The 22,818-nt window shown below is 61.4% G+C and carries 25 protein-coding genes, 1 tRNA gene and 1 pseudogene; 16 read left to right on the top strand and 11 right to left on the bottom strand.

Going from position 1 to position 22,818, the window contains the following annotated elements; genetic code table 11:
- Positions 1-44 precede the first annotated feature (44 nt).
- The 8 genes and pseudogenes from RO009_07055 to RO009_07020 all read left to right on the top strand — a co-directional run bounded on the left by RO009_07055 (position 45) and on the right by RO009_07020 (position 8,785).
- Entirely contained in the window at positions 45-899 is an 855-nt protein-coding gene (locus RO009_07055) for a DUF3108 domain-containing protein (GenBank protein ID MDT3684781.1), read from the top strand.
- A gap of 398 nt (positions 900-1,297) precedes the next feature.
- Positions 1,298-4,516, top strand: coding sequence for a helicase-related protein (locus tag RO009_07050; GenBank protein ID MDT3684780.1), 3,219 nt, complete (start codon positions 1,298-1,300; stop codon positions 4,514-4,516).
- Positions 4,517-4,519: 3 nt separating this feature from the next.
- A complete protein-coding gene (locus RO009_07045) occupies positions 4,520-4,909 on the top strand; it encodes a S4 domain-containing protein (protein ID MDT3684779.1) in 390 nt (129 codons plus the stop codon).
- Between the two features lie 2 nt (positions 4,910-4,911).
- Positions 4,912-5,898 carry a small ribosomal subunit Rsm22 family protein gene (locus tag RO009_07040; protein ID MDT3684778.1) on the top strand — a complete coding sequence of 329 codons (987 nt, stop codon included), beginning with the start codon at positions 4,912-4,914 and terminating at the stop codon, positions 5,896-5,898.
- Between the two features lie 111 nt (positions 5,899-6,009).
- Positions 6,010-6,345, top strand: a complete 336-nt coding sequence (locus RO009_07035) for a ferredoxin family protein (protein MDT3684777.1) — start codon at positions 6,010-6,012, stop codon at positions 6,343-6,345.
- 448 nt (positions 6,346-6,793) lie between these two features.
- A pseudogene (locus tag RO009_07030) lies at positions 6,794-7,375 on the top strand (CarD family transcriptional regulator).
- An 847-nt stretch (positions 7,376-8,222) separates the two neighbouring features.
- Entirely contained in the window at positions 8,223-8,492 is a 270-nt protein-coding gene (locus RO009_07025) for a DUF3551 domain-containing protein (protein MDT3684776.1), read from the top strand.
- Positions 8,493-8,497: 5 nt separating this feature from the next.
- Positions 8,498-8,785 (top strand): DUF3551 domain-containing protein, encoded by a 288-nt coding sequence (locus RO009_07020; GenBank protein MDT3684775.1) that lies wholly within the window; start codon positions 8,498-8,500, stop codon positions 8,783-8,785.
- Between the two features lie 71 nt (positions 8,786-8,856).
- On the opposite strand, the gene RO009_07015 is transcribed toward RO009_07020, so the two are convergent.
- Both RO009_07015 and RO009_07010 read right to left on the bottom strand, forming a co-directional pair.
- Positions 8,857-10,317, bottom strand: coding sequence for a M48 family metalloprotease (locus RO009_07015; GenBank protein ID MDT3684774.1), 1,461 nt, complete (start codon positions 10,315-10,317; stop codon positions 8,857-8,859).
- 13 nt (positions 10,318-10,330) lie between these two features.
- The gene (locus RO009_07010; GenBank protein ID MDT3684773.1) at positions 10,331-11,125 is read right to left on the bottom strand and encodes a thermonuclease family protein; all 795 of its coding nucleotides are present in this window, start codon (positions 11,123-11,125) and stop codon (positions 10,331-10,333) included.
- Positions 11,126-11,295: 170 nt separating this feature from the next.
- Between RO009_07010 and RO009_07005 the strand changes: the two genes are divergently transcribed.
- From RO009_07005 to RO009_06995, 3 genes are all read left to right on the top strand, one after another.
- Positions 11,296-12,270: a dihydrodipicolinate synthase family protein gene (locus tag RO009_07005; protein ID MDT3684772.1), complete on the top strand. Its 975-nt coding sequence runs from the start codon at positions 11,296-11,298 to the stop codon at positions 12,268-12,270.
- A 142-nt stretch (positions 12,271-12,412) separates the two neighbouring features.
- The gene (locus tag RO009_07000; protein ID MDT3684771.1) at positions 12,413-12,961 is read left to right on the top strand and encodes a 3-hydroxyanthranilate 3,4-dioxygenase; all 549 of its coding nucleotides are present in this window, start codon (positions 12,413-12,415) and stop codon (positions 12,959-12,961) included.
- A 181-nt stretch (positions 12,962-13,142) separates the two neighbouring features.
- Positions 13,143-13,219: transfer RNA gene (locus tag RO009_06995), tRNA-Arg, on the top strand.
- 39 nt (positions 13,220-13,258) lie between these two features.
- On the opposite strand, the gene RO009_06990 is transcribed toward RO009_06995, so the two are convergent.
- Positions 13,259-13,777, bottom strand: a complete 519-nt coding sequence (locus RO009_06990; protein MDT3684770.1) for a hypothetical protein — start codon at positions 13,775-13,777, stop codon at positions 13,259-13,261.
- A gap of 211 nt (positions 13,778-13,988) precedes the next feature.
- Between RO009_06990 and RO009_06985 the strand changes: the two genes are divergently transcribed.
- Positions 13,989-14,477: a hypothetical protein gene (locus RO009_06985; GenBank protein MDT3684769.1), complete on the top strand. Its 489-nt coding sequence runs from the start codon at positions 13,989-13,991 to the stop codon at positions 14,475-14,477.
- Between the two features lie 213 nt (positions 14,478-14,690).
- Here the strand turns inward: RO009_06985 and RO009_06980 are convergent, their stop codons facing one another.
- Positions 14,691-17,168 carry a hypothetical protein gene (locus RO009_06980; protein ID MDT3684768.1) on the bottom strand — a complete coding sequence of 826 codons (2,478 nt, stop codon included), beginning with the start codon at positions 17,166-17,168 and terminating at the stop codon, positions 14,691-14,693.
- Positions 17,169-17,180: 12 nt separating this feature from the next.
- Complete coding sequence (locus RO009_06975; protein ID MDT3684767.1) at positions 17,181-17,411, bottom strand: hypothetical protein; 231 nt, start codon at positions 17,409-17,411, stop codon at positions 17,181-17,183.
- A 203-nt stretch (positions 17,412-17,614) separates the two neighbouring features.
- Between RO009_06975 and RO009_06970 the strand changes: the two genes are divergently transcribed.
- Together RO009_06970 and RO009_06965 are read left to right on the top strand one after the other, a co-directional pair.
- Positions 17,615-17,797, top strand: a complete 183-nt coding sequence (locus RO009_06970; GenBank protein MDT3684766.1) for a MerR family transcriptional regulator — start codon at positions 17,615-17,617, stop codon at positions 17,795-17,797.
- Positions 17,790-19,025: a DNA cytosine methyltransferase gene (locus RO009_06965; protein ID MDT3684765.1), complete on the top strand. Its 1,236-nt coding sequence runs from the start codon at positions 17,790-17,792 to the stop codon at positions 19,023-19,025. Before RO009_06970 ends, RO009_06965 begins: the two co-directional genes overlap by 8 nt.
- Here the strand turns inward: RO009_06965 and RO009_06960 are convergent.
- Positions 19,006-19,440: a very short patch repair endonuclease gene (locus tag RO009_06960; protein ID MDT3684764.1), complete on the bottom strand. Its 435-nt coding sequence runs from the start codon at positions 19,438-19,440 to the stop codon at positions 19,006-19,008. The two genes, RO009_06965 and RO009_06960, sit on opposite strands and share 20 nt — an antisense overlap.
- Before the next feature lie 178 nt (positions 19,441-19,618).
- Between RO009_06960 and RO009_06955 the strand changes: the two genes are divergently transcribed.
- Entirely contained in the window at positions 19,619-20,335 is a 717-nt protein-coding gene (locus tag RO009_06955; protein MDT3684763.1) for a hypothetical protein, read from the top strand.
- Here the strand turns inward: RO009_06955 and RO009_06950 are convergent.
- Positions 20,332-20,685 carry a hypothetical protein gene (locus RO009_06950; GenBank protein ID MDT3684762.1) on the bottom strand — a complete coding sequence of 118 codons (354 nt, stop codon included), beginning with the start codon at positions 20,683-20,685 and terminating at the stop codon, positions 20,332-20,334. The two genes, RO009_06955 and RO009_06950, sit on opposite strands and share 4 nt — an antisense overlap.
- Before the next feature lie 97 nt (positions 20,686-20,782).
- Here RO009_06950 and RO009_06945 point away from each other — a divergent pair, with 97 nt between their 5' ends.
- A complete protein-coding gene (locus RO009_06945; protein MDT3684761.1) occupies positions 20,783-21,013 on the top strand; it encodes a helix-turn-helix transcriptional regulator in 231 nt (76 codons plus the stop codon).
- A gap of 4 nt (positions 21,014-21,017) precedes the next feature.
- Here RO009_06945 and RO009_06940 read toward each other — a convergent pair whose 3' ends face one another.
- From RO009_06940 to RO009_06925, 4 genes are all read right to left on the bottom strand, one after another.
- Entirely contained in the window at positions 21,018-21,299 is a 282-nt protein-coding gene (locus tag RO009_06940; protein ID MDT3684760.1) for a hypothetical protein, read from the bottom strand.
- On the bottom strand, positions 21,299-21,565 hold the full coding sequence (locus RO009_06935; GenBank protein ID MDT3684759.1) for a hypothetical protein: 267 nt from the start codon (positions 21,563-21,565) through the stop codon (positions 21,299-21,301). The genes RO009_06940 and RO009_06935 overlap by 1 nt, the downstream gene beginning before the upstream one ends.
- Before the next feature lies 1 nt (position 21,566).
- Positions 21,567-22,310 (bottom strand): hypothetical protein, encoded by a 744-nt coding sequence (locus RO009_06930; protein ID MDT3684758.1) that lies wholly within the window; start codon positions 22,308-22,310, stop codon positions 21,567-21,569.
- Between the two features lie 155 nt (positions 22,311-22,465).
- Positions 22,466-22,735 carry a hypothetical protein gene (locus RO009_06925; protein MDT3684757.1) on the bottom strand — a complete coding sequence of 90 codons (270 nt, stop codon included), beginning with the start codon at positions 22,733-22,735 and terminating at the stop codon, positions 22,466-22,468.
- Between the last annotated feature and the right edge of the window lie 83 nt (positions 22,736-22,818).

Below are 22,818 nucleotides of genomic sequence, written 5' to 3'. Positions count from 1 at the left end.
TCTAGTGTCCCGGCCGGTATGGCCGCTTGGAAGGGACCAGCGCCGTGGCATCCGCCGCACAATCGATCCGTAGCGTTGCTTTCGGGCTCGCCGGCATGGTCGTGCTGGGGCTGACCGACGGAACGGCAGGCTCCGCCCTTGCCCAGGGGCGGCTAGATGCGCGTTACAACGCCACGCTCGCCGGCATCAAGCTTGGTCAGGGGACTTGGATCGTCGATGCGGGCGACGACCACTTCATGGCTGTGGCCAGCGGCATGACCACGGGCCTCGCCCGGGTTTTTGGCAAGGGCGAAGGGACCGGCGCCTCGCGCGGCCTGGTCAAGGGCAACGAATTTTCTCCGACGAGCTATTCGTCCTCGATGACGACCGGCAGGAAGACCGAGGAGGTCCGCATCACCCTGAATGGCGGCGCGGTAAAGGATTTCGACGTCAAGCCGCCGACTCCGCCCTCGACCCTGCGGGTTCCGGTGACCGACGCCCACAAGCGCAACGTCTTCGATCCGATGACGGCCTCGCTGGTGCGCGTGCCGGGAAATGGCGATCTACTGGCGCAGGACAATTGCCGGCGGCATGCCGGGATCTTCGATGGCCGCATGCGCTACGACCTGACCCTGGCTTTCAAGCGTTTCGACAAGGTCAAGGTGAAGGGCTACGAAGGACAGGTGCTGGTCTGCTCGATCTATTTCGCACCGCTGGCCGGCCATATCCCGGATCGGCCCGCGATCAAATATCTGATGGCTCAGCGCGACATGGAGGTGTGGCTTGCGCCCATCGCCGGAACGCGCGTGCTGGCGCCGATCAAACTGTCGATTCCTACGCCGCTTGGAACAGGCGAACTCGAGGCGACGCAGTTTGTTTCCGTCCCCACTCCCTCCAAGGCCGCAGCAAAGACCCAATAAGTGCGTGTGTCCGAACCCCAGCGGCCCGGCCCGAGTTTATCCACAGCGCAAGGAATTGCGGTTGACTCCGTCAGGCAGTTCGCCAACTGCCGCGTTAACGAATTTGCCGCATGTCACAGGCTCGCCTGAAGTGAAAAGCGCCCTATATAGTGCCGGACTGGTAACCCTCTCTACATGTCGTGGGGAACGAAGCCCGACAGGCACCGAGTCCGCGATTCGGCCGCGATTCGTTCGAGACTCGTTCCGCTGATTAAATTCCGGCGTTGAGACCCGGCAGAAACGTTACATTGTGATACACAGGACATGACAGTAAGGCGTTTTCGTTCTCGGCAGCATGATCGGCTCGCCGCGCGGCGCAGCGCAGCCAAGGAAACGCCCCACCTGAATCCGGAACATTGATGGCAATTACATTCTCGTCGGTCAGCCGGAACGATTCCCGCGCCCGTGGCGCGGGCGTCACGGCGGTCCTCGGCCCCACCAATACGGGCAAGACACATCTCGCCATTGAGCGCATGCTGGCGCACTCGTCCGGCATGATCGGCCTGCCGCTGCGGCTTCTGGCGCGCGAAGTTTACGGCAAGGTGGCTGAGCGCGTCGGCGAGGCCTCGGTTGCGCTGATCACCGGCGAAGAAAAGATCAAACCCGCCAATCCGCGCTTCTGGGTCTCGACGGTCGAGGCGATGCCGCGCGATCTTGATCCTGCCTTCATCGCCGTCGACGAAGTGCAGCTCGCGCAGGATTTCGAGCGCGGTCACGTTTTCACTGACCGCATGCTGCATCGGCGCGGACGCGAGGAAACGCTGCTGCTCGGCGCGGCCACCATGCGGCCGATGGTGGAAAAGCTGTTGCCCGGTGCGCATGTCGTTACGCGTCCGCGGCTGTCAATGCTGACGCATGCGGGGGATCGCAAGCTGACTCGGCTGCCGCGCCGGTCCGCCGTTGTCGCGTTTTCGGCTGACGAAGTTTACGCCATCGGCGAACTCATTCGGCGCCAGCGCGGCGGTGTCGCGGTTGTCCTGGGGGCCTTGTCGCCGCGCACGCGAAACGCACAGGTTGCACTTTATCAGTCCGGAGACGTGGACTATCTCGTGGCGACCGACGCCATCGGCATGGGCCTCAATCTCGATGTCGATCACGTCGCCTTCGCGTCCGACCGCAAGTTCGACGGCTATCAGTATCGCAATCTGAATCCGGCCGAACTGGCGCAGATTGCAGGTCGGGCCGGCCGCGCCACCAGAGACGGCACCTTCGGCACGACAGGACGCTGCCAGCCCTTTGACCAGGAACTGGTCGAACGGCTTGAAAGTCATTCCTTCGAGCCAGTCAAAATTCTGCAATGGCGCAATTCCGACCTGGATTTCTCATCGGTTGGGGCGCTGCAGGCATCACTGGCCACGATTCCAGAGGAACAGGGCCTGACCCGTGCGCCGGTCGCCGAAGATATTCTGGTGCTCGAACACGCGGCGCGCGACGACGCCATCCGTGGCTTGGCGCGCAATCGCGAGGCCGTGGAGCGGTTGTGGGAGGCCTGTCAGGTTCCGGATTACCGGAAAATCGCGCCGGCCAACCACGCCGAACTGGTCACGACCCTCTATGGATTTTTGATGCGGGAGGGTAAAATCCCGACCGATTGGTTCGCCCGTCAGGTGGAGCAGGCGGACCGCACCGAAGGCGATATCGACACCCTTTCCACACGGATCGCGCATGTTCGCACATGGACCTTTGTTGCCAACCGGCCGGACTGGCTTGCCGATCCGGACCATTGGCAGGGCGTCACGCGCGCGGTCGAGGACAAATTATCGGATGCCTTGCATGAACGCCTCACGGCTCGCTTTGTCGATCGCCGCACCAGCGTCTTGATGCGGCGGTTGCGCGAGAATACGACCTTGGAAAGTGAAATCTCGAAAACAGGTGAAGTCACCGTCGAAGGCCATATTGTTGGCCGCCTCGAAGGGTTCCGGTTTGCCGCCGATTCCTCGACGGGCACGGCCGAAGGCAAAGCGTTGGCCGCTGCCGCGCAAAAGGCTCTGGCCGGCGAGATCGAAACGCGCGCGCAGAAATTGTCGCAGGGCTCCGACGATCAGTTTGCGCTGGCCTCCGACGGCACCTTGCGCTGGGTCGGCGACGCCGTTGGCAAGCTGACGGCCGGCGAAGACATCTTGCGTCCGCGCGTTCGCATTCTCGCCGACGAGCAATTGAGCGGTACCGCTCGCGAGGCGGTTCAGGCGCGGCTCGATCTGTGGATCAAGACCTATATTGAGAAGCTGCTGGGGGCATTGACGGCGCTTGGCGGCGCGGAAGACGTCACCGGCATTGCGCGCGGCATTGCCTTCCAGTTGATCGAGTCACTGGGTGTTCTGGAGCGCCACAGAGTTGCGGACGATGTGAAAGGTCTTGATCAGCCGGCGCGCGCCACCTTGCGGAAATACGGCGTGCGTTTCGGCGCCTACCACATCTATGTCCCGCAATTGCTGAAGCCGGCGCCGCGCGCGCTGGCGACACAGCTTTTCGCGCTCAAGCAGGACAATCCCGAATTGCCGGGGCTGGAGGATATTCAGCATCTCGCGGCCAGCGGTCGCACCTCCATTCCATTCAACAAGGATATTCCAAAGCCGCTCTATCGTGCCGCCGGCTATCGCGTCTGCGGCGAACGCGCGGTGCGCGTCGACATTCTGGAGCGACTTGCCGATCTGATACGTCCGGCATTGGCTTGGCGCGACAATGCGCCGGGCGTGAAGCCGGCGGGCGCACTCGACGGCACGGGCTTTACAGTTACTGTCGCCATGACGTCGCTGGTCGGCTCGTCGGGCGAGGATTTTGCGTCCATCCTGCGCGCGCTCGGCTATCGCATGGAACGCCGTCCGAAGCCGCCGGAGCCTGTCGCGCAGATGACGCCTGCTGCCGATGCACCGGCCGCTGAAGCGGCGATCGAACAGGTGACGCCGGCGGACGCCGAGATCGCTCCGGAGATTCAGTCGACCGAAGGCGCGCCCGCTCCCGCGCTGGATATCGTCGACAGCCACAGCTTGCTGCCCGACATCTCGTTTGGCCCGGCAGCCGGACAGGCGACTGTTACAGAAAGTATGGCAGCAACCGAGGCGTCCGTTGTCGAAGCACCGAACGTGGCCGAAGGCGGCGATACCGCACCGGACGATGCCTCTGCAGAAGGCGCGACTGTCGAGGTCGCTGCACAGCCCGCATCGACTGAGCCCGAAATGATTGAAGTCTGGCGCCCCGGCCGTTTCGAGGGCGGGCGGGAACGTCATCGTCATGCGCGCGGTCCGCGTCATCACGGGCGCCGCGGCGGCGCCCAGCGGCACAGCGACGCGTCTGTGCCTGCCGAGGCGAACGGCGCTGCGCCAGTTGCAGAGACCGCCAATGCTTCCGAAACGCGGCCGCACGGGGACAAGCGTCCGCATCGCGGTCATCGGCCGCATCGTGCGGATCGTCCGGAGGGCCAGCGTCCGCAGCATCACGGCAAACGCCGTCCAGACGACCGGCGCGAACGTTTCGAGCGGCGCGAACGTCCGGAACGGCAACCCGATCCGAATTCGCCATTTGCAAAGCTTGCGGCGCTCAAAGCACAACTCGAATCCGGCGGCAAAGAGAAGACCTAGAGGATCGATCTGTCATTGGATCGCCAGCGTGTGGACAAATGGCTGTGGCATGCGCGCGTGGTGCGCACGCGGACGGCGGCTGCGGCGCTGGCAGATCAGGGATGTGTGCGCGTCAACGGCGAACGCATCGGTGCAGCAAGCCGCCCGGTGAAGCTTGGCGATGTCGTGACGGTGGCCTTGGACCGCGTGCGTGTGCTTAAGGTCCTCGGTTTCTCCGAGCGGCGTGGGTCGGCGACGGATGCAAGTCTGCTGTTTGAAGATCTGCAGCCGCGGGCTCTCGCGTCAGATTCCGAAGCTGCACGACGCATCGAAGCAGGACCTGCGCGCGATCTCGGGAGCGGCCGTCCGACCAAGCGCGACCGCCGCGCGATCGACAGTCTGATGAAGCACTGATCATGGAATTGCCGGCTTCCGTGCGTCAGGCGATAGATGCGGCGCTCGCGCATGTGCCGCTGGAGGCTCTGTCCGCGGTGGCACAGACCTTGTCGGATCGCTATCGCGGCGAAATGCGCGACGGCAGACTGCACCTGTCCGACGACATGGCGGCCTGCGCCTATCTCGCCGCGCGATTGCCGGCGACCTATGCCGCGATCTCCGCGGTCTTCGAGGCTGTTGCGCAGATGCGGCCGGATTTTGCGCCGAAGTCATTGCTTGATATCGGCGCCGGGCCGGCGACGGCGCTGCTGGCCGCCTCTCAGATCTGGCCGGTGTCCGATGCGCTGCTGATCGAGCGCAGCGGCGCCATCCGAAGCTGGGGCGAACAACTTGCGCCGCTGTCGCATGCGGAACGCATCGTCTGGACCGACGCCGACCTCAGCCGCGCTTCGCCGCCAGACGGAAAGCACGATCTGGTCGTCATCGCCTATGTGCTGAACGAACTCGAACCGGACGTGCGGGACCGATTGGTGGAAGAGAGCTGGAATTCAGCGGGGGATGTGTTGGTGATTGTCGAGCCGGGAACCCCGGCGGGATGGCATAGAATTCTCCAGGCGCGGAAAATTCTTCTGCAATCCGGGGCGCACGCCGTCGCGCCGTGCCCGCACGCGCAGGCCTGTCCGCTGGTCGCGCCCGACTGGTGCCACTTTTCCCGGAAAGTGGCGCGAACACGCCTTCATCGGCTGATAAAAAGCGCGGACGTGCCGTGGGAAGACGAGAAATTCATCTATTTCGCCGCATCCCGGCGGCCGGCTCAGGCGTTCGCCGGGCGAATTATCGCGCCGCCGAAAAGAGGCAGCGGGCGGGTCGGTCTGAAGCTCTGCCGCGGTGACGGTACGGCCGGAGAACAGCTTTTCACCCGCCGGCAGGGTGTCGCGTTCAAAACCGCACGGCGGCTTGATTGGGGCGATGCGCTGCGACACCCCGCCGCCACGCAGCAGCCCTGAGCCAGCGTCATGAGAGAGCCGCTATGACGCCATGCCTGCATGACTTGCCTGCGGCGGGACCATAAGTTAGGCCCTGCACGGGACCGCCCACGTTGTGTTCGGGATTGTGGAATGACTTACGTCGTCAACGACCAATGCATCAAATGCAAGTACATGGACTGCGTCGAGGTGTGTCCGGTCGACTGTTTCTATGAAGGCGAGAACATGCTCGTCATCCACCCCGACGAATGCATCGATTGCGGGGTGTGCGAACCTGAATGCCCGGCGGAGGCAATCAAGCCGGACACCGAGAGCGGCCTGGAGAAGTGGCTGTCGCTCAACGCCGAATACGCGAAAGTCTGGCCGAATATCACCTCCAAGAAAGAGCCTCCAGCCGATGCCAAGGATTGGCAAGGCGTGCCGGACAAGGAAAAATATTTCAGCCCGGAACCGGGTACCGGCAACTGAATTATCCAGCGCGCGAATCCTTAACGGTCTTCGCGAAAAGCGCGGTCCCGCGACCAAAGTTACCGTTTTGCACCGCCCTAACACATTGATTTTTGCGGAAAATGTGGTATATAAGGTCCATTGAAACGACATAACCGGTCGCTCCCCGCGGGGGAGCAATATTATTTCGGGACCGTTTCAGAGGAGCCGTCAAATAGAAGGGCGTGCGTTCCACGCGGAAGCAGTGGCAGATAAATCGCGTCGGTCGAAGAAGACCGCCGGCCAGGGCCGGCAGACTAAGAAAGCGTCAACCGCCATGACCCGGCGGACGAAACCCTCCTCCGCCGAGCGGCGGACTTCGCAGGTCGTGCGGCAGGCTGGCCGCGGGACCCCCGTGGCCAAGACAACAAGCCGGCCGAAAGCGGGCGGCGAAGGAGCACCCTCTGGAATGAGCGCCAACAAGAAGACCACCCAGCGCCAGGGTTTTAAGACCAACGAATATATCGTCTATCCCGCTCACGGGGTCGGCCAGATCCTGGCCATCGAGGAGCAGGAAATCGCGGGCGCCAAGCTTGAGCTCTTCGTCATCAATTTCGTCAAGGACAAGATGACGCTGCGGGTGCCCACCGCCAAGATTGCCTCTGTCGGCATGCGCAAGCTCGCCGAGCCGGCCATCGTCAAGAAGGCGCTGGAGACGCTGAAGGGCCGCGCCCGCATCAAGCGCACCATGTGGTCGCGCCGCGCCCAGGAATACGAGGCCAAGATCAATTCCGGCGACATCGTCGCCATCGCCGAGGTCGTGCGCGACCTCTATCGCTCCGAGCAGCAGCCGGAGCAGTCCTATTCCGAGCGCCAGCTTTATGAAGCTGCGCTTGATCGCCTCTCGCGTGAAATCTCGGCGGTGCAGCACGTCACCGAGACGGAAGCCGTGAAGGAAATCGAGGCCGCGCTCGCCAAGGGTCCGCGCCGGGGTCCGGCCAAGCCGGAAGCGGCGGAGGCCGAGGCAGAGGCTGAGGGCGACGAAGGCGCGGTGGAGGACGAGGCGGCGTAAGCTGTTTCGCGGTTTTAGAAATTCGAAAGCCCGGCAGCGATGCCGGGCTTTTTTGTTGAGGCAGGCCGCAGTCTCTCGCCGTCATCCTGAGGCGCCGGGCCAACGGGTCCGGCCAAAGGCGGGCCCGATGATAAACTCCGCCGGGGCCCGAAGGGTGTACGGCCGACTTTTGTGAACTTGGCCGGCGCCCTTTGATCTCGGGTTCGCCCGAGATCGGATCAATGGTGCGCAAGTCGGCCTTGGCCGACTTGGCCGTGGGCTCGCTGCGCTCTCGGCCGCCTCAGGGCGACGGGTCGAGGCTTTTGGAAAATCCTTCTCTCCGGTAGAATATTTTCCTAAATCCGCCTGACGTCATGCTCGTGAAAACCGCGATCCCCGCGCGCGAGCGTGGCTTGATCCGCAGCGAGCATGCGTTGCTCGCTGCGGAAAGGACCGGCGAGCGTGGGATTGCTCCGCGCTTTCGTCGCCCCAATGACGCTTGCCCGGCCGAGCAGGCGATAGTCCGGGGCTGTCCCTGGACGACGTCACGCCGGGCACGCGCGCGAGGCCATCGCGCTTCCCCGCCCAATCCCTGCTACCAGGGTTTGTGACAATTACCGTCCCCGGCGAATGATTGAAGATGTGCTTAAGCCGGGCTTCGCACGGGTTCGAGGGGAAAAGGCACCAACCCTACAACGCGCGCCCGCAATGACTTGCACGCGCATCGCGATCTCGACGTCGCGTCGCCGCGGCTATCGCTGGCTTGCCGGCATTTCCGAAGAAGACGCGCGGGCGGAATGCGGGAACGGCGTGATTCCGGCCGGTCCCGGTGCTAGCCTTTTGCCACGATGAGCGGGGAGATCGTCGCATGCACAAAGCTCTGATCGCCTTCGCGATACTGGCCGCGCCGTTGTTCGCATCGCCGCCGGCGGCGGCCGACACGATCTATCCTTGGTGCCGGCACGACAGCCGCGGCGGGGTCAATTGCGGCTTTACCAGCGAGAGACAATGCCTGCGGGCAAAGACCGGCAACACCGACATGTGCATGCTCAACGGCCTCTATTTCCGCGGCCCCGTGCACTATCAGGATATTCCCGAATATCTGCCGCCGAAACGCGATCGCTATTATCGCCGGTGACCGGCATGCATGGTTGCTCAGCAATTCGGATCGTTCTGATAGCCGCGGCGGCGCTGGCAATGGCGGTGTTTGCGCCCCAGTCGGCCGCCGCCGCCACGATCTATCCCTGGTGCCTGCACGACAGCGGCGGCTGGGTCAGATGCGGATTTACAAGCGAGCAGGCCTGCCGGCAGGCCAGGATCGGCAATTCCGACATGTGCATGCTGAACGGGCTGTACTTCCGTAACCCTGTTCGCGCCCAGGATATCCCCGCCTACCTGCCGCCAATACGGGAGCGCGGCCGTCGCCGGTGACACGCCGGCACGCGAGGGAAAGATTGCTGACCGGTTACGAGACTTTGCGCAGGCGGGCGGTGGCTACCGCTTCACTCCACCACGAGCTTCACCAGATCGCCGGGCTTGACCTTGTCCCTCGCATCAAGCCCGTTGAGCACGCGGAAGCGCTCCACCTGGCGCTCATGCGCCGGCATGCGCGCGGCGAGCTTCTCCACCGTGTCGTTCGGCCGGACGGTGACGATCTTCAGCCGCAGCGGCCGCGCCGACTTGATCTCGGCGAGCGACATGCGGCGGAAGGTGTTCACGGTCTCGCGGAAAGAGCGGTCGAGCTCGGGCGAGGCTTCCTTGGCGGCGAAGATGAAGCGATAGACCTCGCTGCCGAAGCGGATCGCATAAAGGCGGAACGACCATGGCTCGCCTTTCGCGGTTGCGCTCGCGGCCTTGAAGCCGTTGATGGTTAGTTCCTCGATGCTCGCGGTGTCGATATTGTCCATCCAGCCCGATTGCAGATAGTCGGTCAGCTTCTGCTCGGCGGGAATGCGCACCACGTCGAGCCGCACCGCCTGTTCCCCGGAATCCTTCACGCCGAATACCGCCTGCGGCGTGTTGTCGAGCACGAAGCCCTCCGGCGCGGTGAAGGTGAAGCCGAGCTTGGGATGCAGGAACTTGCGTCCGCGCACATAGCCTTCGCTCGGGTCCTCGCCATAGACCAGACCGTTGAGCAGCTTCAGATACGGCTCGCGGTCGCGCACGCCGGGTCCCGGAGCGACGAATTGCCGGGCGTTGAGCGTCGCGTTGGTCACGCGCTCGGGCGTTGCCGGATGCGAGGACAGAAACTCGATCGAGCGCGGATCGATCTTCGACATCGCCGCGCGCAATTCGGCGTTGCGTCCCATCGAGGTGAGGAAGCGCGTCGCGCCATACGGGTCATATCCCGCGCGCGAGGAAATGCCGACGCCGATGCCGTCGGCCTCGAATTCCTGCGCGCGCGAGAAGGTGGCAAGCGCGATCTTGGACTTCGCCAAGGCGAGCGCGCCCTTCTGCGGATCGGAGAGGATTTCGTTCGACACCTGATTGACCAGCGCCGCCTGCCGCACCTGGTCCTCGCGGATCGCGGCATGGCGCGCGATCACATGCGCCATCTCGTGCGACAGTACGGAGGCGAGTTCGGAGCGGTCATTGGCGAGCGCGAGCAGGCCGCGGGTGATATAGAGCTGTCCGGTCGGCAGCGCGAAGGCGTTGATGGTCGGCGAATTCAGGATGGTGATGCGGTAATGCAGGTCGGGCCGCTCGGACGACGCGACGAGCTTCTCCACCACTTGGTTGATGTCGGCTTCAAGCTGCGGCGCTTCATAGGCGCCGCCATAGGCGGCGAGAATGCGCTGGTGCTCGCGCTGCACGGCGGGCGCCATCTCCGCCTGCTTGGGCGGATCGGGCAGCGTGACCTGGCGTCCGACATTGGCGCCGGAGCAACTGGAGAGCACAAGCGCCAGCGCCGCGCCGAGCAGGGCGGTGCGAGGCCTGGACCGGGTGCGAGAGCTGCAAACCAAAACGCTGACGCCTCTACTGTCTCATCTCTGCCAATTCGATCTGGTCGGGGCGAACAACTTCGATCCAGGGGCCGCCGCGTTCCTCGACGATGCCGCGTATGCGGATTCGGTGGCCGGACAGCGCCTGCGGATCGAGTCCGGCGGCAGCGAAGCGGCCTTGCAGCCGTTTCGGGATGCTGGCGGTGAAATCCTCTGACCAACGCCGCCCGAAATTCACGTAGATCGTGCCTCCGCTGTCACGCACCGACAAAACCTTGCCCTCGACAATAGCGAATTGGCCGCGCCCGGTCGCGATCAGGGCGGGATCGCCCGCCTGCCGGATCTCATAGACCGGATCGGACCATAGTCCAACCTTGGCCGCCCGGGCCTTTTGTTCCGCCGCCAGCAGCGCCGCGCGGCAGCCGGGCATGCCGGCGGCACCGGCCACGCGTGCAACGCCCTCCCGGACAAGGTCATATTGTACCGGAGTTTCGGAGCCGCTAACGGCCACAAAGGCGCTCAGCCGGCCATGGCGGTCGGGCCGGCTCGAGACGCCCCTGAGGACCAATGTCTGCCCGGCGACGCGCCGCGCCAGTTTCGCCTGCGCTGCGGGCCAGGCCGGGGCGGGCTCGATACCGGCGAGCAGGATTTGCCGGCCATCTTCCAGCAGCAGCGTACGCCCGTCGGCCACGCCGGCCGCCCGCGCGGTGCCGCTGTCGGGCAGGCGGCATTCTGCCTGCACGCCGAGGGACGGCAGCAGCACCAGCGATAGTCCGAGCGCCAAGGAGCGAAACCTGAAGCGAAATCTGGAGCGAAACCGGAGCATCATGCACGGTTATCCAATGGCCGGATTGCGGCGGCAGGGTGGAGGGCCGCGCATATTTTAAGCCGGTGCCGGGGCGAATCCTCAGAAATCTGCTCGGGATTGAACGCTTCGCGGCCGGCCGGGGATCGACTATGCTGGTCGCAGACGCAACCAATTTGCAGATGGGCATAGACGTGAAATACAGCCGCAAAGACGCCAAGGATCATGCGCGCCAGAATTTCAAGGGCATCTGGGCGGCGGCGCTGACCCCGTTCAGGGACGATCTCGCGATCGACGAGGACGGGTTCCGCAGGAACTTCGCGCACTGGCATGGCGATCTCGGCGTTGACGGGGTGTTCGTCGCCGGCAAGCAGGGCGAGTTCTTTGCGATGTCGGTCGCCGAGCGCAAGCGCTGCTTTGAAATCGCCGCCGACGCAGCGCAGGGCAAGTTCGGCACCATCATGTCCTGCTCCGACCAGAACATGGATGTCGTGATCGAGCTGGCAAAGCATGCGCAGGCGGTGGGCGCCGACTACATCGTCGTGCATGCCCCGGTGCTGCACTTCCTGCACAAGCAGGACGAGACGCTGTACCAATATTACAAAACAATCAGCGAGCAGGTCGACATCGGCATCGCGCTGTGGAGCCATCCCGACAGCGGCTATCTGATGAGTCCGGAGCTCTGCGCGCGCATCGCCGAGATTCCGAATGTCGTGGCGATCAAATATTCGGTGCCGCGCGAGATGTATGCGAAGCTGACGCGGCTCGCCGGCGACAAGATCATCGTCAGCACGGCTTCGGAAGACGAGTGGTTCGACAACATCGTCGAGCTCGGCTGGCGGCTTTATCTGTGCTCGAGCCCGCCCTATCTGCTGCAAACGAAAAACGACCGCCGCATGCGCGACTACACCGATCTCGCCTTCAAGGGCGAGGTGAAGCAGGCGCGAGTCATCCGCGACAGCCTGGAGCCGGTGCGGGCCGCATTCAAGCGCACGCGACCAGCCGAGAAACCGCAGGCGCATTCCAAATACTGGCAGGAGCTGCTCGGCCAGGTGGGCGGACCGGTGCGCCGTCCGCTGCTGCAGATGACGGACGCGGAGAAGAAGGCGACGCGCGAGGCGTTCGAGAGTTGCGGCCTGGCGCGAGCGGCGCAGTCGTCGGCCGCGTGAATGCTACTCCGTCATCCCGAGGTGCGAGTTCGCGAAGCGAACGAGCCTCGAAGGGTGACGGGCACAGAGTCACAGGCCGCCATCCATCGAGGGCGCGCTGCGCACGCCAGCTCAGGATGACGGGGAAAGAGGGAAGAGGACCATGGTCACCGGCCGGCTGCAGGCTTTCAATTTCAAGAAATGGATCGACGAGCATCAGCACCTGCTCAAGCCGCCGGTCGGCAACAAGAAGGTGTTCGACGACGGGCAGATGACGGTGATGGTGGTGGGCGGGCCGAACGAGCGCGCCGATTATCATGACGATCCGGTGGAAGAATTCTTCTACCAGCTCAAGGGCGACATGGTGCTCAAGGTCGTCGACAACGGCAATTTCTACGACGTGCCGATCCGCGAGGGCGAGGTGTTCCTGTTGCCGCCGCATGTGCGGCATTCACCGCAGCGTCCGCAGGAAGGCTCGGTCGGGCTTGTGGTCGAGCCGGCGCGGCAGCCGGACCAGAGGGACGGCTTCGAATGGTATTGCTTCAACTGCAACGCGCTAGTGCACCGCATCGAGCTGAAGGTGAAGGACCTGGTGAAGGACCTGCCGCCGCTCTACGAGGCGTTCTTCGCCGACGAGAAGGCGCGCACCTGCAAGAAATGCGGTACCGTCCATCCCGGCAAGAAGCCGCCGGCGGGCTGGGTGAAGCTGTAGCACCGCTACTTGCGGCGGTGCTGAAGCTCGCGTAATTGCTTCACCAGCGGTCCCGTAGCTCAGCTGGATAGAGCGACGGTTTCCTAATTCGAGGGCCTTGAGGTAGAAACGGCAAACGGATCATGCGCTTGTCCGGTGCCGGTCGCGGCCGGGTACCGGATAGGTACCGAAAACACGGATTGTCCCGGTAGCTCAGCTGGATAGAGCACTGGTTTCCTAAACCAGGGGTCAGGGGTTCGACTCCCTTCCGGGACGCCATCGCTCACGTGTGATCCCACGATCATAGATACCCAGCGGCTATTTCCACGGCCTAGACCGCAATCGTTGATTGGACTTCCTACCGACGGCAGAGGGACAGGAAACGGCCGCGAAAATCGTCTCGTGGAAATCCAGCATGCAGTAAAGCGGCGGATCGCCCACCATCCATCCTTTGGCGAATAGAAAACCGAACGCGCCTTTTTGAACAGTCGTCCATCGCTTGCGGCGGAGACCGGGCCAAATCCACTGTGCAGCCACAAGGTGCTGCGGGACTTCCTGTTCGGGACCGGCAATCCAATGCGTCGAAAAATCCTGTAACGAGGCGCCGCGCCCGTATCTTAGACAATATAGGCCGAAAGCAACCTTCGTCGTAATGCGGCTAATGCGGTCAATATCGGGTTGAAACCAGACGCGACCGTCATCTCCAGGCGACAAGGACTTCGTGATGATTTCATCTAACCCAGGCGCGGCTGAAAGGGCGCGATCTACGGCTCCACCTTCCTCCACCTTCGCCATCAGATGCGGGTGATGGCCGACCTGCGCCAGCACCACCGCCATGTACTCTTCGTCCAGCGACCAGCCCTCGTTGCAAGAGCCACACGCGGGTACGGTTCGAAGATTAATCGGTCGCGGCTCCTCCAGCAGAGCCTTGGGAGGAACGTGGTCCCTCGTATTGGCGGCCGCCCCACAGTAGACGCACGAAATCGTCGACGGCCGGCGACGGCGGCTATTTTGTGCCGGCGCGGCGAAAGGGAGAAACATCTGCGTCATGCAGTCCACCGAAATTCGTCAGCTGCTCCACCTACGACAAGCCCGGGCTCGGACCGGGCGAGCGGTCGTTCCGCTTGTTGCGCGCTACGGCTTGGAAGGTGGCGTGGCCTCGGATCAAGGCGCCGGCAAAGGAGCGCATATTTCGGATGTCACTGGCGAAGGCGATGACCATCCCATCCACGTTTTCCAAGCCGATTCCGGCTTCCTCCGCGCATTTGAGGAGCGGTTCAACGTGTTGCGGCTTCGCAAAGAAAGCAACTACAGGGTAGCTCTCATGATGGCTTCCGCCATACGCCCCTGCATTGCAGCTGCTGCACGTAACGCACTTTGCCGCACAAAGCGCCACAGTCGCCGCCGCGACGCCGATATCCAGTCCGAAGAGACCTTCATCATCCTCGTAAAGCTCTTCCTCGATCTGCTCCCGCTCTGCGTCAGGATCAGTTGCGGCTTCGATGCGCTCAATCAAAGACGTTTCGAGTTCGAATAAACGTTGTGCGTCGTTCCAAGTAAGTCCCCGCAAGTCGACGTAGGCGCGGTTACAGCCGAGGTTGCGCTCGTTAGAGGCTTCGCCACGCTCTGGCCATCGAAGTCCTTGGTTTGACAAAGACCGTGTGATGGCGACCTCGAATTTTCGGCCACTGAACATTCAGATCACCCTTGTTGCGCACGAGACCTGCTGTTCGTTCGCAATTGATCCGCGCTACTCGACCTCTTGGCCTTGCACCGACGAAGCATCAACGATCTTCGGAAGATTCTCTGCGAGCGCCAAGACTGTGGATGCGGCCGCCCTGGCTGCTGTCCGGCGGAACTCGTCAGCGTACTCCGAAATACCATTTCCCTCTGCGCCACTAGATTTCTGGATGCTTTTGAACGCGTGCTGATAACCTAACAAGAGGATTCGCATCCCTAATATAAATTTCTCGGTTACCACCTCCCTCGGAATGTCCCCACGCTGAGAAAGTCGATATTTCAGATGATACGCGTTGTCATAGTTGATTTTATAAACAACCTCCTCGCCCAAATCCGCGATTGCGCCGCCATCGGCTTCTGAGAAGTCATCGGGCCATTTTTCTACGGCGTAGCCATCCACTTCACGACCATCCCGCGTGAGCAAAACGCAACGCGGCAAGCCATGTGTGGGCGCGCTCTCGCCATCGCCTTTCTGGTTTTTGGCATCCCCACTCTTTGCCGCTTTTTCCTTAGGCTCTGGTTTATCCTTCTTCTTTTGTTCGGTTTCTTCATCGGCAATCTTGAAAGTTATTTCTTCGGATTGAACGGCTTCGGCCATTGCGCCATCGAGCAGACCAATCCGGAGTTTGAACGTGTCGCCGGCCTTCAACTTGCCTTCGATGGGCGAAAGGTAAATTGTTAAGCGGCCATCCTTCAGATGTTCGCGCACCGAAAAATTCTCGCGCACCTGCTGATTCAGGAGCACGCGGCCGGGGTAGTCCGCCCGCTGGAGGTATCCGTTCTCTGCATCCGTTCGGGCACCGAGCGGCCTGCTTCTGTTCAACGGGATTTCCAATCCCTTCGCCTCAAGCTTCTCTTCGAGCCGGACGAACGTTGGACTGTATTGGCCTTTGAATTCGTCCGTCCCACTGTCCTTGCCGGCATTTCCGCCGCCAGCCGCAGGGAGCCTGATTGTTGGGTCGCGGCTCGACAAAAGGCCCGCCAAATTGGGATCACTGTCGACGAGCTTCTGAAAGAGATTGTTGCTTTCCGCTTTTGACGCGCGCTCCAATTCTTCCTGAGCGACTTTCATTTGGAGGTCCTTGAGCGTCTCGGACTCCTTGATGGTTCTGGTGACCATCTCTTTGTAGCGTTCGCCGTCTATGGTTTCACGAATGTGTTCGCGGTCGCCTTTCCAAACTTCGTTGTGAGCAGCGAACGTCAGACCGCTGGCATCGACAACAAGAACCACCCGGTCCTTCAAAGCGGGGAAGCCGCAGCTTTGCGACAGGTATCCGCGACTTTGTTTGAACTGGACCTGTCCGTTTACCGCATGAAATACACGGTTGTTGGTGCTGTTTGGCTTGAGCCATCCCGGGAGTTCGCGCTTGAGGTGAATGGCGCTTATAGAGACCTCGCCTAGCACCGGGTCTGTGAATTTTCCGACGAACAACAGCTTTTGACCGGCAGCTTCTTCCTCATCTTCAGCGCCTTCCTCCTTGTGAGAATTCATAAGGAGAAATTCCATTCCGTAAAATGCGCGGGGATCGACGCCAAGCGCCCGATCTCCGCCGCGCTTTGGGTCGGGCTTCTGGCGAAGATCTAGAATTCTGAACGGAAGTATGGTTTCGACCAAATTTTCGTTGAGTGCTTCTCTGGTTCCGCGGAAATTTAGAAACTTTGAGCCGACCTGATAGTCGAACAGCTTGACGATCGTTCCCGCCGACAGATGCATTCGGTCATAGCGCTTCCCATCAGCCGTATGAAACGGATAAATCTCTTCTGCTTTGAAGCGGGGGATTCGCCCATCCGGCATAACGAAGAACTCGGCAATCGGCATCTGATTGCGGTCGCCCGGTCGGCGGCGCATCAGTGTCCAGCCCCAGTCTCCCTTGCCGTCATACCGTCGTGAAACGATCAGCTTATACCAGTTGCGACCGCAGTAGCTGAGTACGCCCGACGATCCCATATTGAACTTGCCTTGAACGAACGGGATGGACTTCTTGTTTCCCGCACTCAGCGATAGAAATGTCCGCTCGAAGTCGTCCGGATTCTGCCCCTCGCCGTTGTCCGCGAACGTGTAGCAGGGCAGGCCTTCAGATTTTGACTTAGCTCCCGTGATCCCGATTGCTAAGTTTTTCTGAGCGAAGTCCTTGAGCCACGGGTCATTCGAGGTCAGGTTTACCAGCTTGCCGCCGCGCATGTTCTTGATGAGGACGTCCACGGCCCTGTACATGGTCGGCGGGGCCTTCTTCGGGTCCTTGGGGTCGATTCCCTTCTCGTAAGCGCGCTTCAGCAGGACAGCGTCCACCATATTCGTCATCAGCTCGGTGAGCGCCTTGCCGCCATCAGAGGCCTGGTTGCCTGTAACGTTGAAATTGGTCTCGCGGCCGTCCAAAGGCTTCCAGTTCTTGGAATTCTTCATCTCCGGAACTGATTCAATGATTTGGTCAATCGCCTTTTCCGCCTCAGTCGAAAGAAGGCGGAGGCAAATATCCTTTGAATTCATGTACTTATCCCCCTAGCCGAGCGTAAATTTCATCGTTCCGTTCTTCTTTTTTGTGTCAAACCGCTTCTTGCAGGCGGCTAGTTCTTCGTTCAGAGCCTTAAAAATCTTCGTAACATCTTCATCGGTGTAGTCATAATTTGATCTGTTTGACAGATTTCCGATGAGCTGAATGTCCTTAAGCGCCTTGTTGACCCGCGCTTGTGCCAACTGAACGAATTTTTCTCGGTCATTCTCGCGAACCATTGTGCACCCTCCAGCGTTATTTTTCGTATATTTCATAAATGTACGAACACAGCAAGAGAATGTTGGGTTCAGGATCGCTGGGCGGCCCTCCATCCGGCCGGCAAATCTCGTGCAACCATTTGTTGAGAAAGAAGGAATCGGTTGCAAGGTGCTTGCCCGTTAACGAATCACGAGTATATTCGAGTATATTCACGGGGGCGTTCGTGGCGAGAAACCGCACCTTCTCAACCGTTGAGGCGGCCAAGGAAATCGGCATCTCCAAGCCGACCCTGCTTCGATGGATTCGAGACAAGAAGATCGCTGATGTGAAGAGAGATCGGAACAAATGGCGCGTTTTTTCCGACGCCGATATCGAGCGCATCAAGAAGGTCGCTTCAAATGACTAAGGATCGCCGCAAGTCGAAGCGTGCCGCGGAGAGGCGCGCTCCGCGTTTCATCGCGGTGGATTTCTTTTGCGGCGCCGGAGGGACAACCCGCGGTCTCATCGATGCGGGCGGTTATGTAATTGCCGGCGTCGATAAAGACTCTCGTTGCGAAAAGACGTTCGCCGAAAACAACATAAACGAGACGCTCGACTATGCGCCCGCGAGGTTCTTGAATTACGATATCTTTCCCAAGTCGGAGAGTTATCCGAACGGGCAGCGTCGCGAGTTGGCGCACGCGCTTGATGAGCTGATTCCCTACTACAGACGGAAGGCTCCGCGGGCTCCGTTGCTTTTCGCAATTTGTGCCCCTTGCCAGCCCTTCACTCGCCTGTCCCGGAAAGCGTTAACCCGCGAGCGGAAAAAGGGGCGGGAGCGCGATAGCAATCTGCTGCGCAAGGCGGCCTCATTCGTTCGTCGTTTTGAACCCGAACTCGTGCTTTCCGAAAACGTCGCGGGCATCAAAGACCCTAAGTATGGAGGAGTGTGGGACGATTTTCGAGATATCTTGGAAAAGGCGGGTTATGCGACCGGCTCCAAAGTTGTCTGCACCTCGCGATTTGGAATTCCACAATTCCGTAAGCGATCAATCCTAATCGCCGTTCGTCGCGACCTCGTACGATCGGAACGATTTGCGGATTTGATGATGGATGAGCTTCTCGTGCCAGAAGCCGACCCTAATGCATCCGTTATTTCTGTCGCCGATGCGATTGCCCATCTACCTCCGCTCAAGGCCGGAGCAATTCATGCGGGAATTCCAAATCATAGAACGCGAACGCTAAGCGAATTGAACCTAAGGCGCATAGCTTCCGCAAAGCCCGGGCAATCGAACGCATATATGGAAGACACCAAATACGGTGATCTGTCGCTCAACTGTCATCGGAAGGTGAATAAGCGCCTTGGCGACAGGTGTTTCAGCGACGTTTACACTCGCATGCATCCGGACAGGCCGTCGCCGACGATTACGACGAAGTGCCATAGCATTTCAAACGGCCGCTATGGCCACTATGACACCAAGCAGAACAGAGGGATTTCACTTCGCGAAGCTGCGGCGCTCCAATCGTTCCCGGATGATTACATTTTTTATCCCACGGAGCAGATCGAGCCGATCGCTAGGATGATCGGCAACGCGGTGCCGCCCAGGCTTGCGCGTTATTTCGCCAGCTACCTCGTCAATTCCGTCGAGCTTTAGCTCTGGTTCGTTGTCTTAGCACCCGAAGCTTGCGGATTAGCTTCGTTGTGTCTGCTTCCAACTTGCAAGCCCAAAGCACGGCCACGTTCCAGCCGGTCTGACGAAGCGCGGCGATATTTCGTTGATCGCGTTCGACGTTGCCCCGGATTTTCTTAGTCCAGAACGCGACGTTCGATGCCGGAAGACTGCCGCGGCGACAGCTGTGGCCGTGCCAGAAGCAGCCATGCACGAATACTGCCAAGCGATACTTTGGAAGGACAAGATCCGGCCGCCCCGGCAGTCCCTTCTTATGAAGCCGAAAGCGGAACCCGGCCTTAAACAACGCGGATCGGACCGCCAGCTCGGGCTTCGTATTTCTACCTCTGATGCGCGCCATATTTTGGCTGCGCTGGATGGGGGTTAGACGGTCGGTCATCGCGAGTGCTTCTAGAAATGCTGACTCGCAACTTATCCGAACACACCGCGTCTGTCTGATCGATTCTGCGCACCAATTGCAAACTAAATGACAAATCAATTGACTCGATCAATTGGTTATGCTAATTGGTTAGTCTACATCGGGCGAGTAGGGCGTAACCAAGACACGGGAGGCCAAAATGGCTAATCGATTGAAGGAATTAGTAGGCGAGGCGACCGCTTGGCGGTTAATGGTAGATGCTGCGAAGAAGGGCGCAGAGGCTGGCGGCTACAAGCTGGTTCGGATGCCGGGCAGGGGTCTGTCAAACATCTACACGGCAGAACGGGATGGAAAGACCCAAACGGTATCGATTCGGACCACCCGCGACCGGTGGATTGCCTTTCCCCCGTTGGCGAAGGGCACCAAATGGAAGACCCTTAATGACGTTGACCTGGTCCTTGTCTCGACGGTGGACTCCAAGGACGATCCAAAGAAGGTGGAGACTTACCTGCTGCCTGCTGACGAAGTGGGGAAGCGCTTCAACGCGGCCTATGCAGCCCGCGTGAAGGCAGGCCATGTGGTCAGGGACAATTATGGCATGTGGGTCGCCTTGGACCCGAAGGAGCCTGGGTCAGCTAATTCGGTGGGCTCAGGAATTTTGAAAGGCCGCGTGCCGCTTGCTGCGTTTACGATTGACGAATTAATCGCTGGCTTGGGGACGGAGATCGAGCCGGAAGAAATCGTCCAGCAGGAGGTGGAGGACCACGCCCACGCAGAGGTGCCGGACGATGAGTCAAGCGAGGCGCCACGAACTGGCACAATCGCAGATGTCATGGCATGGGCACGTCAGCGCATCTCGGAAATCGCGGGGGTGCGTCCCGACGCCGTGAAACTCGACCTGAAGCTCGAAATCTAAGGTTTGCTTCTATGTTCTATGGCGGCGGCGCGGTCGGCATCAGTCACCGCGCCAAGCCAGAGTTCGCGGACGACGCGCTTAAGAAAGCGCTTGTGCCGCGTGTCCGGCGCAAACGATGCCGCGAGGATGTGGTCGGCGATCACGGCCAGCGCGTCGTTTCCGTACCACTGCCGGTATCGCTGGGCGGCTCTCTTAACGTCGTCGTCGGATGGCTCGCGCCGCCGGGACAGCCGTTCGGCTATTAGGATCAGCACGCCGCCGATGATAGCGGCCGCATACCAGGTCGCGACGGCCCGGTAGGTCCACTCCACCATGGCTGAGAGCGTCTCCATAAGCGCGATCCGGCTCAATCTCCGCTTGTAGATTATCGTCTACAGGGTCGGCTGCGAACCAAAATGTGACGCTGAGTCCGTGGACTGTCAGTCACCTTCGGGGCGCCATGTGCCCATGGCGGACTACCGGCGGGTACTGGGGGAAAACGTGAAGGCGGCGCGGGATGCGCTCGGCCTATCGCAGGAGGAACTTGCTTTAGAGATCGAGATCGACCGGACCTATATCAGCGGGATCGAGCGCGGAGTGCGCAACCCGTCGCTCGACGTGATCGTGAAGATTGCCGACGGGCTACAGAAGACACCAGGGGAATTGCTCACCGCCCCGGAGCGGAAGCCCCGGCGATAGTCACTTAGTGCGCTACCTCGCACAGCCACGGCGCGTCCTCGGGCCACGCCTCGCGGCGGACCCACAGGCGCTTGCGCGGTGACCAGCAGGACGGCGCAACGTCCTCCTCGGCGTAGCCGTTCGACCTCAGCCACCACTCCATGATCGCGCGGGCCACCTCGTCGAACGCCTCGGCTTCGCCGCCGAGGTAGATGTAGAGGTCAAGCGGCGTGAGCGCGAACACGCCGGCGAGGGCCTCGCGCACGATGCGGTCGTGCTCGCCGCGGGAGATCGCTGCGGCGGACATCACGAGCCTCGCAGCGGATTGCCGCCGCGACCCAGAGACGGCCAGGGCGAGCCGCCGACCGGCGGATGGCCTTGCACCGCGAAAGCCGCGGTGGCTTCGGTCATCTCGACCGCCGCGAAGCCGTTGAGTGCGCCCGCGTTCTCACCGAGCAGTTGCTCTGCGACGGCCCGTGCCGCGCTCGGATCGGCGCCCGGCGCGACCACGGTGTTACAGCCGTCCGAGCGGCGCACGTTCTCCTTGGCGGCGAAGAAAACAAAAATCGGCATGTCACTCCTCCTCGTCCTCGGGTTCATCCAGGTTGGCCAGATCAGCGCCGAGCGCCGCCTCGGCCTGCTTCATGCGGGCGATCCTGATCGAGCGAACGGGGTTTGCCGTGCCGCGCTCGAAGGCGCTGTCGGCATGCGCCGCCTCCTGGGTGAGACGGTCCACCTCCATCAGCGCCGCGGTGACGCGCCGATGCTCCTCACCCACGAGCGCGTCCGCAAGGTCACGTGAGCTGAACGGCCGCTCGTTGGGCGGAAGATCGGAGACGCGGGCGCACAGCACCGCACCGAGCTCCTTATCGTTGGTGGCAGCGGCGAATTCCGCCAACGATGCGAGCTCGACGGGACCAGAGTGCGCGATCTGCTGAAGCAGGCGGCTGCGCCGCTCAGAGCCGAGGCCCTCGCGCATCAGCATCTGCACCGGGGATTGGTAGTGGGCGCGGGCGCCGTCAGTCTGTTCGAGCAGACGGCCGGCCTCTTTCATGTGGGCACGCCGCGCATCGGCGCTCTGCCGCTTGAGCTCGTTACGGTAGCCGTTCACGGTGCGGACGACGATCTCGCCGCGCTGCGGCTGGGGCAAGTCGACAAGCGAGCGCTCGATTTCATCGTGTCGGCGCTTCGCTTGCTCGTTGAGCGAGTCGAGCAGCTTCGATTGCCGCTCTCGATTTTCTCGGGCCTGCTTGAGCCGGTCGATCATGTCCGTCGCGGACAACCAACGGGAACCCAGGGCCACTTTCTTTATCGCCATCGCCGCACCTCCTTTGGCTGCATCACGCCGCACGCGGGAGGTCGGATCGGGCGCGGCACAGCCGCATGCGTCACCGCCACCGCGGTTCGGGCTTCCCACCGGAAGCCCGGACGCGATGATGATGCTTCGCGATCTATCGACTGAACGCCAACAGATCAGCGCCTCTCGACCAGGCCGAGGTGATTCTTCGCCCAGTTCTTCTTGTATTCCAACGGCACGACGCTCGCGATCAACTCGAAGGCAGCGTACCCTGGACCGGTTTCACGCTGAAAAGTTCGCATCCCAGCCAAGGTGACAGCGCCGGCTCTGGCCCCAACGTCGCTCAGCGGCCTGTCACAGATGCGCGGGCTCAGTTCTTTGAACCGCTTGATATCAGTAGCCCTTGTCCGCACTGCCTTGCCCGGCAGCTTCCGAAACGTGGTCATGGCTCAATTCCTCCTGAATTTGCCCGTGCACATTGCGCGGGCTTTGACATCCAGGAGAGATCAGAAAGGCGGCTCGCCGTCGC

This window comes from Pseudorhodoplanes sp., assembly GCA_032027085.1.
Taxonomy (GTDB): domain Bacteria; phylum Pseudomonadota; class Alphaproteobacteria; order Rhizobiales; family Xanthobacteraceae; genus Pseudorhodoplanes.
The sequence above is the reverse complement of the archived record's forward strand: the minus strand, read 5'-3'. Positions and strand labels throughout refer to the sequence as shown.

Bases quoted from the DNA above. Each gene is read 5' to 3' on its own strand.
- RO009_07050 (MDT3684780.1), top strand. From the start codon at position 1,298: ATGGCAATTACATTCTCGTCGGTCAGCCGGAACGATTCCCGCGCCCGT.
- RO009_07040 (MDT3684778.1), top strand. From the start codon at position 4,912: ATGGAATTGCCGGCTTCCGTGCGTCAGGCGATAGATGCGGCGCTCGCG.
- RO009_07035 (MDT3684777.1), top strand. From the start codon at position 6,010: ATGACTTACGTCGTCAACGACCAATGCATCAAATGCAAGTACATGGAC.
- RO009_07025 (MDT3684776.1), top strand. From the start codon at position 8,223: ATGCACAAAGCTCTGATCGCCTTCGCGATACTGGCCGCGCCGTTGTTC.
- RO009_07020 (MDT3684775.1), top strand. From the start codon at position 8,498: ATGCATGGTTGCTCAGCAATTCGGATCGTTCTGATAGCCGCGGCGGCG.
- RO009_07010 (MDT3684773.1), bottom strand. From the start codon at position 11,125: ATGATGCTCCGGTTTCGCTCCAGATTTCGCTTCAGGTTTCGCTCCTTG.
- RO009_07000 (MDT3684771.1), top strand. From the start codon at position 12,413: ATGGTCACCGGCCGGCTGCAGGCTTTCAATTTCAAGAAATGGATCGAC.
- RO009_06990 (MDT3684770.1), bottom strand. From the start codon at position 13,777: ATGGCGGTGGTGCTGGCGCAGGTCGGCCATCACCCGCATCTGATGGCG.
- RO009_06985 (MDT3684769.1), top strand. From the start codon at position 13,989: ATGCAGTCCACCGAAATTCGTCAGCTGCTCCACCTACGACAAGCCCGG.
- RO009_06980 (MDT3684768.1), bottom strand. From the start codon at position 17,168: ATGAATTCAAAGGATATTTGCCTCCGCCTTCTTTCGACTGAGGCGGAA.
- RO009_06975 (MDT3684767.1), bottom strand. From the start codon at position 17,411: ATGGTTCGCGAGAATGACCGAGAAAAATTCGTTCAGTTGGCACAAGCG.
- RO009_06965 (MDT3684765.1), top strand. From the start codon at position 17,790: ATGACTAAGGATCGCCGCAAGTCGAAGCGTGCCGCGGAGAGGCGCGCT.
- RO009_06960 (MDT3684764.1), bottom strand. From the start codon at position 19,440: ATGACCGACCGTCTAACCCCCATCCAGCGCAGCCAAAATATGGCGCGC.
- RO009_06955 (MDT3684763.1), top strand. From the start codon at position 19,619: ATGGCTAATCGATTGAAGGAATTAGTAGGCGAGGCGACCGCTTGGCGG.
- RO009_06945 (MDT3684761.1), top strand. From the start codon at position 20,783: ATGGCGGACTACCGGCGGGTACTGGGGGAAAACGTGAAGGCGGCGCGG.
- RO009_06940 (MDT3684760.1), bottom strand. From the start codon at position 21,299: ATGTCCGCCGCAGCGATCTCCCGCGGCGAGCACGACCGCATCGTGCGC.
- RO009_06935 (MDT3684759.1), bottom strand. From the start codon at position 21,565: ATGCCGATTTTTGTTTTCTTCGCCGCCAAGGAGAACGTGCGCCGCTCG.
- RO009_06930 (MDT3684758.1), bottom strand. From the start codon at position 22,310: ATGGCGATAAAGAAAGTGGCCCTGGGTTCCCGTTGGTTGTCCGCGACG.
- RO009_06925 (MDT3684757.1), bottom strand. From the start codon at position 22,735: ATGACCACGTTTCGGAAGCTGCCGGGCAAGGCAGTGCGGACAAGGGCT.